10 protein-coding genes are annotated in these 13592 nt (G+C 36.1%); 7 read left to right on the top strand and 3 right to left on the bottom strand.

Going from position 1 to position 13592, the window contains the following annotated elements:
• Window positions 1–401 precede the first annotated feature (401 nt).
• The 3 genes from rapA (at window position 402) to ACM9HF_RS10405 (ending at window position 5370) form a co-directional block, all read left to right on the top strand.
• Window positions 402–3311, top strand: a complete 2910-nt coding sequence (rapA, locus tag ACM9HF_RS10395; RefSeq protein ID WP_473607390.1) for an RNA polymerase-associated protein RapA — start codon at window positions 402–404, stop codon at window positions 3309–3311.
• Window positions 3311–3979, top strand: a complete 669-nt coding sequence (gene rluA / locus ACM9HF_RS10400; protein WP_473607394.1) for a bifunctional tRNA pseudouridine(32) synthase/23S rRNA pseudouridine(746) synthase RluA — start codon at window positions 3311–3313, stop codon at window positions 3977–3979. The genes rapA and rluA overlap by 1 nt, the downstream gene beginning before the upstream one ends.
• A 458-nt stretch (window positions 3980–4437) precedes the next feature.
• Window positions 4438–5370, top strand: a complete 933-nt coding sequence (locus ACM9HF_RS10405; protein WP_473607398.1) for a DUF3530 family protein — start codon at window positions 4438–4440, stop codon at window positions 5368–5370.
• Between the two features lie 27 nt (window positions 5371–5397).
• On the opposite strand, the gene djlA is transcribed toward ACM9HF_RS10405, so the two are convergent.
• Genes djlA through ACM9HF_RS10420 form a run of 3 tightly spaced genes read right to left on the bottom strand, consistent with a single transcriptional unit; the run spans window position 5398 to window position 8012 of the window.
• Window positions 5398–6198 (bottom strand): co-chaperone DjlA, encoded by an 801-nt coding sequence (gene djlA / locus ACM9HF_RS10410; RefSeq protein WP_473607402.1) that lies wholly within the window; start codon window positions 6196–6198, stop codon window positions 5398–5400.
• 33 nt (window positions 6199–6231) lie between these two features.
• On the bottom strand, window positions 6232–6963 hold the full coding sequence (murU, locus tag ACM9HF_RS10415) for an N-acetylmuramate alpha-1-phosphate uridylyltransferase MurU (RefSeq protein WP_473607405.1): 732 nt from the start codon (window positions 6961–6963) through the stop codon (window positions 6232–6234).
• Window positions 6960–8012, bottom strand: coding sequence for an aminoglycoside phosphotransferase family protein (locus ACM9HF_RS10420; protein WP_473607409.1), 1053 nt, complete (start codon window positions 8010–8012; stop codon window positions 6960–6962). The genes murU and ACM9HF_RS10420 overlap by 4 nt, the downstream gene beginning before the upstream one ends.
• Window positions 8013–8190: 178 nt before the next feature.
• Here ACM9HF_RS10420 and lptD point away from each other — a divergent pair, with 178 nt between their 5' ends.
• From lptD to rsmA, 4 genes are read left to right on the top strand one after another with little or no spacing between them, the layout of a single operon-like run.
• A complete protein-coding gene (lptD, locus tag ACM9HF_RS10425) occupies window positions 8191–10479 on the top strand; it encodes an LPS assembly protein LptD (RefSeq protein WP_473607414.1) in 2289 nt (762 codons plus the stop codon).
• A 16-nt stretch (window positions 10480–10495) separates the two neighbouring features.
• The gene (gene surA, locus ACM9HF_RS10430) at window positions 10496–11797 is read left to right on the top strand and encodes a peptidylprolyl isomerase SurA (RefSeq protein ID WP_473607418.1); all 1302 of its coding nucleotides are present in this window, start codon (window positions 10496–10498) and stop codon (window positions 11795–11797) included.
• Window positions 11797–12777: a 4-hydroxythreonine-4-phosphate dehydrogenase PdxA gene (pdxA, locus tag ACM9HF_RS10435; protein WP_473607422.1), complete on the top strand. Its 981-nt coding sequence runs from the start codon at window positions 11797–11799 to the stop codon at window positions 12775–12777. Before surA ends, pdxA begins: the two co-directional genes overlap by 1 nt.
• Window positions 12777–13592: a 16S rRNA (adenine(1518)-N(6)/adenine(1519)-N(6))-dimethyltransferase RsmA gene (gene rsmA, locus ACM9HF_RS10440; RefSeq protein WP_473607426.1), complete on the top strand. Its 816-nt coding sequence runs from the start codon at window positions 12777–12779 to the stop codon at window positions 13590–13592. The genes pdxA and rsmA overlap by 1 nt, the downstream gene beginning before the upstream one ends.

A 13592-nucleotide genomic window follows, 5' to 3' on the forward strand; every position in this document is an offset into this window, starting at 1 on the left:
ATTTTTTTAACTCTTATAAACTAAATATAGACCATATTGAGAGATTTATTGTTGATTTATTAAGATCTTAAAATCAATATTTTATAATTAATATTACTCGACTTTGTGCGGTTAAATATAAAGCAATAAAAGTTCATTTATTAAACTAAACTCTATTATCTTTACTATTATTACAAAAAAGAGAAAGCATTGACCTGTATGAGTTATACCCATTTAAAAACAATTTACCGAAAATATTTTAAGTAAACAGCCATGTTTTTATATAAAAATTATATGACTAACTAAATTCTTTCTCTTTTTAGCACTTTTTTAATGACCCATTTTACGAAAAACGTTACTATAGCGCCCGTTTTTCAAGCCCTATTACCTTATAAAGCTAAATTTTAAAAGTTGGAGTTGTTATGTCGTTTCACCCTGGTCAACGTTGGATAAGTGATGGTGAGTCAAATCAAGGACTTGGTACTGTTACTACTGTTGAACACAGATTTGTAAGTATTGTTTTTACCGCTACTGGAGAGTCAAGACAATACGCAATAGCGAACGCTCCGCTTACACGCGTTATATTTAATGAAGGCGACACTATTCCTAGCCATGAAGGTTGGACGTTGGTTGTTGAATCGCTTGAAGATATTAACCATTTAATTACTTATCACGGTACTCGACAAGATACAGGTGAAAAAGCCTCGATAAAAGAAGTGATGATCGATCACTTTTTAAAATTCAATAAACCTCATGACCGTTTATTAAATGGCCAAGTAGATCGTTTAGATTGGTTCCAGCTTCGTAAAGACAGCCTAAAACATCAGCATACTCAGCAACAATCAGAACTTATGGGCCTAAGTGGTGGCCGAGTGAGTTTAATTCCTCATCAGTTATATATAGCTGAAGAAGTAGGAAGTCGATTTGCTCCACGTGTTTTATTAGCTGATGAAGTTGGTTTAGGTAAAACCATTGAAGCGGGTTTGATCATTCATCAACAGCTGGTAAGTGGCCGCGCACAACGCATTCTTATTATTGTGCCTGAATCACTCATGCATCAATGGTTGGTTGAAATGCTACGTCGCTTCAACTTACCTTTTAGTATTTTTGATAATGAACGCTGTGTAGAAAGCTCAAGTTCAGAAGATGGCGCTAACCCATTTAGCTCTGAACAATTAGTATTAGTAAACTTAAACTTTATTACTGAAAATCCAAAATGGTATGAAGCACTTATTGCCGAAGACTGGGATTTAATGGTAGTTGATGAAGCTCATCATTTAAATTGGACACAAGACGCTCCAAGTATTGAATATCAATGTATTGAGCAATTAGCACAAGTAATACCTGGTGTATTATTACTTACGGCAACACCTGATCAATTAGGCCATGAAAGTCACTTTGCTCGTTTACGCTTACTCGATCCTGATCGTTTCTTTGATTATCAAAAATTTATTGCTGAAGAAGAAAACTACACTCAAGTAGCTGATGCCGCCAATACACTTGTAGCAGGTGAGCGACTAACTCAAACACAATTAGATACACTGACTGACTTATTAAAAGAGTCAGACATTAGCTCGCAATTAGCGATTATTAATGAAGACGACAGCGAAGCCGACGAAGCCCGCCAGCAAGTGCTTGCGCAATTATTAGACCGTCACGGCACAGGTCGTATTTTATTTAGAAACTCGCGTAATACCATTAAGGGCTTTCCTGAACGACAATTATTACCTACGCCTTTAGCAATGCCAGAGCAATATCAAACCATTATTAATGATTTGTTATTAAGTGATAGTGTTGACAATTTACGTGAGCTTTCACAAAGTAAATTCGTATTTACTCCAGAAATATTATTTGGTTTAGAGCAGCATGATAATTGGTATGACGTTGATCCAAGAGTTGATTACTTAATCAATTTATTAGACAGCTTAGGTAAAGAAAAACTACTTGTTATTTGTGCACACGCGCAAACGGCTATCGATTTAGAAACCGCGCTTCGTGTTAAAGAAGGCATACGTGCTGCAGTATTCCATGAAGGTTTAAGTATTTTTGAACGTGATAAAGCCGCGGCTTACTTCGCACAAGACGAAGACAGTGCGCAGTTATTATTATGTTCTGAAATTGGTAGTGAAGGTCGTAACTTCCAATTTGCTCATCACATGGTGTTGTTCGATTTACCAAATAACCCTGATTTACTTGAACAACGTATCGGACGTTTAGATCGTATAGGTCAAAACCAAACAATACGTATTCATGTACCTTACTTTGAAGATTCACCGCAAAGTTTATTATTTAATTGGTATCACCAAGGTCTTAATGCTTTTGAACATACTTGTGTTACTGGCCATGCAATATTTAAAGAATTTGGTGCTAAATTACAAAACTTAGCTTTATCTGCTCAATGGCAATCAGACGAGTCTGCTCAGCTTATTGAAGCAAGCCAACAAAAACATTTGATCATTAAAAAAGAATTAGAAAGCGGTAGAGATAAACTACTTGAACTTCATTCTTCAGGCCAAGGTAAAGCCCTTGAATTAGTGAAGAAAATAGAAAAACTAGATGAACAAATTGAATTACCTCAATTTATGTTTCAAGTACTTGATGTGTTTGGTATTCAGCAAGACGATAAAGCCGATAACTCTATCGCATTGCAACCGTCTGAACATATGTTGAACAGCAACTTCCCTTGTTTACCTGAAGATGGAACAACGATTACGTTTAACCGCGACACGGCACTAGTTTCTGAAAACTATCAATTACTGACTTGGGATCATCCTATGGTACGTGGTGCTATGGACTTAGTGCTTTCTGACGAAATTGGTAATTCGTGTATTGGTTTATTAAAAAATCCAGCGCTACCTGTAGGAACTTTCTTTGTTGAATGTTTATTTACCGTTGAAGCAACAGCGCCAAGCAACTTACAATTAGGCCGTTACTTACCTACCACACCAATACGTGTATTAGTGGATAAAAATGGTAACAACCTTGCTGATAAAGTGGGTGAAGAAGTGCTTGATCAACAACTTAGCCCAACCAAAAAACAAGTAGCCCTTCAGTTAGTTAAGGCGTTAAAACAGCAAATTACACCACTGGTGACTAAAGCTGAAGCACATGCCGAAACCAGTGTTGCTAGTATCCAACAAAATGCGCTTGATACCATGCGAAACAATTTAGATAAAGAACATGCTCGATTAGCCGCGTTAGCGAAAATTAATCCGAGTGTTCGACAAGAAGAAGTAGATTTTATTCAGCTACAAAAATCTGAGCTTGAAAGCTATATCAACAAAGCACAGTTGAAGTTTGAAGCGATAAGACTGATTGTTGTAACTCATTAATGAGTGCTAACCCTGACTTTGTCTATCAACCGCCACTCGATCCCTATTTACACATAGTTTATAGGGATAACGACCTTATTGTTTTAAACAAAGGTAGCGGACTGTTAACCGTTCCGGGGCGATTACCTGAACACAAAGACTGTTTAGAAAACAGAGTAGCGCGGGTATTACCTAGCGCTACTGTTGTGCATAGGTTAGATATGGCAACGTCTGGCATCATCATCATGGCGCTAAACAAACCTACCCATGTCGCTATTAGCCAACAATTTGAAAAACGTAAAACCAAGAAAAAATATATCGCTAGAGTATTTGGCCGTGTAAAAGAAGCCCAAGGCTCTGTCGACCAGCCGCTTATTTGCGATTGGCCTAACCGCCCTAAGCAAATGATTGATCACAAAAGAGGCAAACCCTCTTTAACTCATTACAAAGTGCTCAGTTATGGCGACAATTCAACCTTAGTTGAACTAACACCTATTACAGGTCGCTCGCATCAATTAAGAGTTCATATGCTTTCAATAGGTCACCCTATTTTAGGAGACCGACTTTATGCTCATACTGAAGCTCTCGCGATGGCTAACCGACTAAATTTACACGCTCAAATGCTAAGTATTTCTCATCCCGTAACGCATGAAGAAATGACTTTTTTAGCTGATTGCCCGTTTGAGTAGCCCTCTTTATATACCCGTTATCATTCAAGATGCAGGTTTCAGTGGGAACTAAAAACAATTTAGGCACAGATTTCATGTTCCAGACGAAATCTAAGTACATACATCCATGTATGCAAGGCATTAAGTTTACGTCATGGTTATTCCCTTACTAAAGTTAATAACGAAGCATAAATTGTTTTTAGACCCATCGAAGAAGCGCTTGAGCAAAATCACTTCTTCGTTAATGCTTTTTATAAGGGAACAACCATTATTACAAAGCACTGCCTTGAATTGATATCGCTCAAGCGCTCTGAAAAACGCATCTTGATCGGTAACGGGTATATGCTTTAAGCTATAGTTTTATATTCATCTAAGTTTATTTATCTCATTTTTTATTAAACAATCATCTAAGCAAGTCGATACATACTTATACCTGCTCATTTTGTAGGTATAAGTAAACCTCTTCACTTTAGGAATTCATGTTGTTGCGTATTTTATTTATTACTGCCCTTTTCTATTTAATACCTAATATACTTGGGTATAACCACGCACAAGCGTATTTTTATTTTGCCGAGGAAGAAGAAGCCGCTGAACCAGAAAAGGTTGATGAAGATAAAAAGCAGCCCTCAAAAAGTATTCAACGTAGTGATATAAAAATAGTAAAACCCGTCAGTTCATTCGAACAACAAAAACAAGATCTCACCCATTATTTATCCGGTAGTAAAACTCAATCAATTAAAGCGGGCGATAGCGAATATATTATTATTGAAGAAAGCAGTTCAACACAAAACAATAAAGGCGTGGCGATTTTAATACCTGATTGGCAACAAGGCGTAGCAAATCCAAAAGCCATGAATTTTTTACGAAAAAATCTTCCCGATGCAGGCTGGTCTACAATCAGTGTGCAATCACCTAATAAGCCAATGAACTACCCTTCGGTAGCATTAACAAAAGAAGAAAGAATAGAACAAAATAAAGCGGCGCTTATGCCCTATCAAAATGAATTAAAAAGCTTAGTCACCGCAGTAATGGAAAAAGCTAAAAATTACCCCGGTATTTTTTTGGTGATCACAGAAGGAAGCCAAGCAGCGATACTGATAGATCTTTATAAAAACAACCAAGATTTATTACCCGCAGCACTGATTACATTAAGTGCAGGCATGTATTCTGAATTAGAAAACGATACTTTTGCGAAAAACATAGCGATGTCTGAGTTGCCTGTTTTAGACTTGATACTAAAAAAAGACCGTAATAGCGTGCTAGAAAATGCCATGTTAAGAAAGAAATACGCTACAAAGGAATTGAAAGTTTATTATCGCCAAAAATATCTACACAATATGGTTCCGGGCTATTACCCAGAACAAACATTATTAACTGAAGTTAATGGCTGGTTAAAAACAATCGGTTGGTAATTTATTCAGAATAAAAATATTCTCCTCCTAACCTCTTGCTTTAGTCACCGCTTCATATGCTGATTGAATATCTTGTGTTTTTTGTTTAGCCATTTCCATCATTTCAGGAGGTAAACCTTTTGCCATCAGCTTATCAGGATGATGTTGAGACATGAGTTTACGGTAAGCTTTTTTAATTTCTTGTTCGCTCATTTCAGGCGTACAACCCAGTGCTTTATAGGCATTGCTAAGTTGTACCTTTGATGATTGTGGAGATCTATTGCCTTGTTGATTAAATTGGTCACCCGCAATAATCATTTCCAGCAAGCGATCTAAATCTCGGGTAGAAAAGCCTAAAATTTTAGCTATTTGGTGCAGCGCTTCACGCTCTTCCTGATCTAATGTGCCATCAGCAAAAGCCACTTGAATTTGAATTTCTAAAAACATCAGCAGTAAGTCATGACGCTTACCGCATTTGTGAGTAAAGTCATCCAATCGTTCTTTTAAAGGAAAACCGACAACTTTTCCGTCTCTAAAGGCGTCTTGAGCTTGTTGCCTAATATCGCCCGTTAAGCCCAATTTATCCATGTAAGCAGTAGCAAAGGCGATTTCTTGAGGAGTAACTCTACCATTAGCTTTAGCAACATATCCCATAACAGAAAAAGTTGTAGAGAAAAAAGCTTGTTGCCGCTCTGCATCTGTAAAACTTTGACCTGCCAAGTTATTAAAATTAAACCCACGTCCTTTATCAAAGCTATGACCGATCCAAACGCCTAGCAAAGCACCAAAAATATTTTTACTCAGCATGAAGCCAAATAAACCACCTAAAATTTTTCCCCAAACTTTCATGTTACTTTTACTACTCTAATTATGTGTTTATGTTTAACAAGATATCGTATTGTTAAGTTCATTTAATCGTTCTGGTGTGCCTACATCAGTCCATTGACCTTTCAATATAGTACCAGAAAGCTCTAAGTTTTCCGCGGTTTCTCTCAATAATGGCCCTAATGGCAATACATTTTCATTGGTATAAGCGGTAAAAAATTCAGGTCGATATAAAGCAATACCACTAAAAGTGAAAGACTGCTGCTGTTGGTGCTGATTAGCTTCACTTGTAAGATTATGTACTTTATTACTTTTGTTTAGCTCAGAAGCCTCTTCCGCAAATAAAAAATCACCTTTTATATTATGCTCTGGATTAGCGACCAGCCAAATATTAGCTAAGCAGTCTGATGGTAATAAAGGAATATGTGTAAAATCAAAGTCGGTATACACATCTCCATTTACGACTAAAAAAGGAGCATTAGGTTCATCTTTTTCTACTAATAATGGTAAGGCTTTAATAATACCGCCTGCAGTTTCTAAAGCCCCTTGTGTTTCTCGACTATAATGTATTGAAACTCCCCATTTGCTACCGTCTTGTAAGTACTCTTCAATTTTATCACCTAACCAAGCATGGTTAATAACAATATCGGTAATACCCGCTTGCGCAAGCTTAACAATATGATGCTCAATTAAGGGCATGCCTGCTACTTTCAATAAGGGTTTAGGGCAATCATCTGTTAACGGACGCATTCGCTCACCACGTCCTGCGGCTAATATCATCGCTTTCATGAATGATTATCCTTACTTTTTACTTTATTTTCTAACCGCGGTATTACTTTATGTAATACCAAATCATGTATAAAACTCAACTCTGGATACTTAGCACTAATATCAACAATATAAGATAAAGTTAACGGAATATCTTTTAAGTAACCGTTTTTGTGATCTCGATGATATAAACGAGCAAAAATACCACTGGCTTTTACATGGCGTTGCATTCCCATTAAGTCAAACCAACGAAGCCATTGCTCTTGTGTAACATCAGGATATTTATTATCGACATCTATTAATTGGCAGAAGTAATAAAAGAGGTCTTTTACTTTTGCATCAGGCCACCTTACATAACAATCTCTAAGTAGCGACACGATATCGTAAGTAATAGGGCCAAAAACAGCATCTTGAAAATCAATAACACCTAACGCTATCTCACTTTCGGTGGTATCTGCAGCCTCTTGTTCAGAGTTTATTAGCATCAAGTTACGACTATGGTAATCTCTATGCATTATCACTTGAGGCTGTTCAAGGGCGTTATCTACTAAGACTTTAAAACAAGATCGCAGCTGCGCTTTTTCTTCCTCATTAAGTGTAATGTTTAAATGTACACCTAATAACCATTCTGTAAAAATATGGCACTCTACATTAACAAAGTTGGCATCGTATTGAGGTAATGAGTAATTTTGAGGTAATTGTGCATTCGCTATTTTTGGTAAAAGCTTTATAGCGGTTTGATACGAATATTCCATATTCTCAAGCGTTAATAAGTCACTAAAAAGCTCATCACCAAAGTCACTTAAACACAAAAAACCTAATTCTAAATCTGAAAATATAATCTCGGGAACGTTAATAACTTGTTGTAATACTTTTTGAATTTCAACAAACGCAAGATTATTCGACATTGCAGGAATGGCATCAACAGCAATATAAGACTTATTGTTAATATTAAACCGATAATATTTTCTAAAACCCGCATCGCCGGTTAGTGAATGTAATTTTATTGAATTAATATCAAAATTGTTACATAGCCATATATTCAGTTGTACTAATCTTGATGGGTTCAATATTGCTACTCGCTTTAATTAACTGACAAAGAATATTTTATTTTACTATGATTTAAATTAGGGAAATACATAAAAGCCCTATATTATTGCAATATTTAACGTTAAAATGCGCGAAAATTTAATTTCTCCTTATAAAATTAAAAGCAAATTATAATTAAAGCTAATTTCCGGAATATAAATGCCTTTTCCCAAAACCATTACATTGCTTTTTTTAAGTTTATTCAGCGCAAAATACGCAGCTGCAAACGATAACTTTACTGCATATCAACAATGTCCTATTCCTAGTTACGCTAAATTAGCGACAGAAGAAATACCTAGTGATGTAAAATCAATAACCATTACATCTCAACATGCCAAAATTGAACAAAATCAATATGCTAAATTTACCGGTGGTGTTACTTTATTTACCCCTTCGGAAACTATTATTGCTGATGAATTAGAATTAAATAGACAAGATTTATTAGTTAATGCACAAGGTAATATTCACTTTCAAAATGATGGTATTGACGTATTTGCGTCTCAGCTTAATGCAAGTAAAGCTTTAGGTAGTACAACCTTAAGTGATACCTCGTATCAATTAATATCAAATGCGGGCCATGGTTCAGCAAAATCTATTTCGGTTAATCAGCTAGGCGTACTTTCCTTAATCGACTCGTCTTTTACTACCTGCTTTGGAGAAACGCCTGATTGGAATATTCAAGCAAGTGAATTAAGAATTAATGCCGCCGAACAACAATTAGAAGCATACCATGCTCGATTTAAAGTATTTGATGTGCCTGTATTTTATATCCCTTACTTTACTATGCCTATTGGCACTGAACGCCATTCAGGTGTTTTATTTCCAAGCATGAAATCTTCAAGTAAGTCTGGCTTTGAAATGGAGATCCCTTATTACATCAATATAGCTGAAAATATGGATGCAACATTAACACCTCGCTTTATGTCTGAGCGCGGTACACAGTTAAATACAGAATTCAGGTACTTATTCGGCCAGCAATCAGGCAAGCTTGATATTGAATATTTAAATAGAGATCATAATTTAACTCAAAATGACGATGCTCGTTATTTAGCACGTATTCAGCATGTGGGTACTTTTTCAGACCGTTTTCGCGCTTATGTTGACTACACAACCATTAGTGATGATAACTATTTAGTGGATTTAAATAGCGATCAATATAACTCAAACGATGCTTACCTGTATCAAATAGGTGAACTCTCTTATTTTGGCGATACTTGGAGTGCAAAAGTTCAACTACAAGATTTTGAAATTTTAGGTAATTACACACCTAGTTATCAAACAGAACCTCATATTGAGCTGAGTAAAACTCATCGCCTTCCTTTCGGTAATGCAATGTTTAACATGTATTCTGAAATGACTCGATTCACCACTGACGAAATAAATTTACCAACAGCTGAGCGTTATCATTTTGAAGCAGGGTTTACTTTACCTATATCTCGCCCTGCTTGGTTTATCAATTCAGAACTTAAATTATTACAAACCACTTACAGACAAGATAATATCCCTGTAGGCAGCTTACTCAAAGAAAAAGTCAATCGCACTTTACCTAAAGTGAGAATACACGGCGGGATGAACTTTGATAAATTAATTACTTTTAAAGATAAAACTTACACGCAAACACTAACACCACAATTACAATATTTGTATATACCCAATAAAGATCAAACAAGTATTGGTTTATACGACACAACTACACTACAAGATGATTTCAACGGATTATTTAGAGATAAAAGGTTTAGTGGGTTAGATAGAATTGCACAAGCAAATCAATATTCTGTGGGGGTTACAACACGTATATTAGATCCCGAAAATCAAGAGCGCTTAAGAGTGAGTCTTGGCCGCATTATGTACTTAAATAGCAAAAGTGATAATGAAGATCTTAGCTCATCTCAAAATATTGCTGTTGCTGAATCAGCCTTAGCAACAGAAGTCTATTTAAGAATTAATGATGTCTGGCAATTTACCAGTGATATTCAATACAATACAGAAAACAGCACAACGAATAAGAGCCAAAGTAAAATAGATTATCAATTTAGTAAAAATCAAACAATTCAATTGAACCATCGCTATACTCGTAATGTCTCAGGTAATAGACTTGAGACATTGTCGCTGTTAAGTAATGTGAATTTAGGTTCCAACTGGCAATTAGTAGGCCGTGTAACTCAAGACATTCAAAACAAACGCAGTTTAGAAAGCTATTTAGGTATGCAATACACAAGCTGTTGCTGGGGTATTCAATTCTCTTTTCATCGAAACATCAACACAACAATTGATGAAGAACAGAACAACCTAGTAAGCAACAATGATAGCCGTGATGCATTTGATAGCGGATTTAAGTTTAAATTTGTATATAATGGCGTGGGCGATAAACAAGCATCAGATAGTATATCGGACATGTTTAACTCAAGTATATTTGGCTATAAACGCCCTTACTTTCTCAATAATTAAAAGAATTCAACTGAATATGAAAAATACATTATCAGCATTAACCTTTATTACAACCTGTTTATTAAGTAGTACATTTCATGCTAATGCCAAGGAAGTAGAACTTGATCGAGTAGCCGCTATAGTCAATAAAGGCGTTGTTTTAGAGTCTGATGTAAAAAGCTTAATAGAAAATATTAAATCTCAATCAGCTAGAAACAATCAAAGCCTTCCCTCAGACAAAGCTTTACGTACGCAAGTTATTGATAAATTAATTAATACCGAATTAATTTTGCAAATAGGTGAACGTATGGGGCTACAAATTAGTGATGCTGAACTTGATCAAACGTTAACGAATATGGCAAAAGAAAATAAATTAACGTTAGAACAATTTCGTAAAACGATCATCGACAGTGGTTTAGATTATGAAGTTTATCGTGAAAATATCAGAAATGAAATTATTACAGGTGAAGTAAAACGCGCAGGCGTTGGACGTAGAATTTACGTATCCCCCCAAGAAATCAATAACTTAATGGGTTTAATGAAAGAGCAAACCAATAATAATATTGAATATCACTTAGGGCACATATTAATTGCTTTTCAGGGCGAACCTGACCAAGCACAAATTACGTCAGAGAAAAAACGAGCTGAAAAAGTTATTGAACTACTTAATAGTGGTAGCGACTTTACTAAAATAGCGATTGCATCGTCAGGTGACTCAACAGCCCTAGACGGCGGTGACCTTGGCTGGAAAGGGATAAACGAAATGCCTACATTATTTTCAGAGCTTGTAGATGGCAAAGAAAAAGGTACGGTTTTAGGACCTATTCGTACAGGTTTAGGCTTCAGTATTGTAAAAATATTAGACATTCGCGGTAAAGAAATTGTTGAAGTTGAAGAAGTAAAAGCCAGACATATTCTGATCAAACCTTCAGTGATCATGAGTGAAGCTAAAGCAGAAGCCACATTACAAGGGCTTTTAGATAAGATTGCCGCAGGAGAAGCTGACTTTGCAGAATTAGCTAAAGAATACTCTGAAGGTCCAACTTCAGTACGTGGCGGTGATTTAGGCTGGTCAGATCCTAAAAATTACGACCCTGCTTTTAGTGACGCTTTAGCCGCTCTTAAAATCGATGAATACAGCAAGCCTTTCCGTTCATCTTTTGGTTGGCATATTGCTCAGTTAACGGGCCGTAGAACACAAGACGCTACCGATGAAACAAACACGCGCAAAGCTCATAATATTATTTACAACAGAAAATTTGGTATGGAAAGCGCTCGTTGGATGAAAGAAACACGCGACGAAGCTTATATAGAAATTCTGGATAGAGGAAATCAATAATGGTACATCGCATAGCGATTACTCCAGGTGAACCAGCAGGAATAGGTCCTGATTTAGCAATAGCTATCGCTCAAAAGGCATGGCCAGTTGAATTAGTAGCCGTTGCTTCACCACAGCTTTTACAAGAAAGAGCAGCTTTACTTAACTTGCCTCTAAAGCTAATAACTTATGATCAGGAAAAACCGGCGCAACCATCACAGCCTGGTACTTTATCGATTTTACCTGTTGAATTAGCAGAAAACTGTATTGCTGGTGAACTTAACCAAGCAAATGGCGCTTATGTTGTTGAGACATTAAGAGTTGCCTGCGAAAAAAACATGAAAGGTGAATTTGACGCCGTTGTTACAGGTCCTGTACATAAAGGCTTAATTAACCAATCAGGCATCGCGTTTAGTGGCCATACTGAATATTTTGCACATCAAGCAAACTGTTCTGATGTAGTGATGATGCTAGCAACTGAAGGTTTACGTGTAGCATTAGTAACAACTCATATACCTTTAGCTTATGTATCAAAAGCAATTACCAGTGAAAGGCTTCATCGCGTTACCACTATTTTACATCACGATTTAGTTAACAAATTTGGTATAGAAAAACCTGTTATTTATGTTTGTGGTATAAATCCTCATGCAGGAGAAGGCGGTCATTTAGGCAAAGAAGAAATTGAAGTAATGACCCCAACATTAGATATTTTAAGAGCTGAAGGTATCAATGTAATAGGCCCATTGCCTGCTGACACCATCTTCCAAGAAAAGTACTTAAAAGAAGCCGACGCCATATTAAGTATGTATCATGATCAAGGCCTTCCGGTACTAAAATATAAAGGCTTTGGCTCATCGGTAAATATAACATTAGGCTTACCTTTTATTCGCACATCTGTTGATCACGGTACCGCAACAGATTTAGCCGGTAAAAATTTAGCCGATGCTGGAAGTATGATAGAAGCATTAAAAACAGCCATCGAATTAGCGAATAATCAATAATGAATTCAAGTACACATTTAGGCCATCAAGCAAAAAAAAGATTTGGTCAAAATTTTCTTAATAATGAAGTGGTTATTGAAAAAATTGTTGACGCTATTAATCCAGAGCCTAATGAAAATTTGGTAGAAATTGGCCCAGGATTAGGCGCATTAACAGAGCCCGTTGTAGAGCGTGCTGGAAACTTATCTGTTGTTGAATTAGATAGAGATCTTGCTCACCGTTTAAGACATCATCCCTTTTTAGCTCCTAAACTAACTATTTATGAAGAAGATGCCCTTAAATTTGATTTTTCAAGTTTAATAAAAGAAGGCCAGCCTTTAAGAATATTTGGTAACTTACCCTATAATATTTCTACTCCCCTTATTTTTCATTTATTAACGTTTAAAGATAACGTTCAAGACATGCACTTTATGCTTCAAAAAGAAGTAGTAGAGCGCATGGCGTCGGGTGAAAACAGTAAGTCTTTTGGTCGACTATCAATAATGACACAGTACCAATGCCAAGTAATACCTGTAATGGAAATTGGCCCTGAACACTTTACGCCGGCACCTAAAGTTGATTCAGCTATTGTTAGACTAGTACCTCATAAAGTCATTAAAAATCCAGTTAAAGACATTAAACTATTAAATACGGTTTGTTTAACAGCGTTTAACCAACGTAGAAAAACAGTCAGAAATAGTTTTAAAAAATTAATACCTGTAGAGATTTTGCAAGAACTGAACATTGATCCTACTTTAAGGCCTGAAAATTTAGCTGTTGATGATTTTATTAAATTAGCTAACTACCTTTATGATAATCCAGTTGAAATAAAATAA

This window comes from Colwellia sp. RE-S-Sl-9, assembly GCF_048296855.1.
Classification (GTDB): Bacteria; Pseudomonadota; Gammaproteobacteria; order Enterobacterales; family Alteromonadaceae; genus Pseudocolwellia.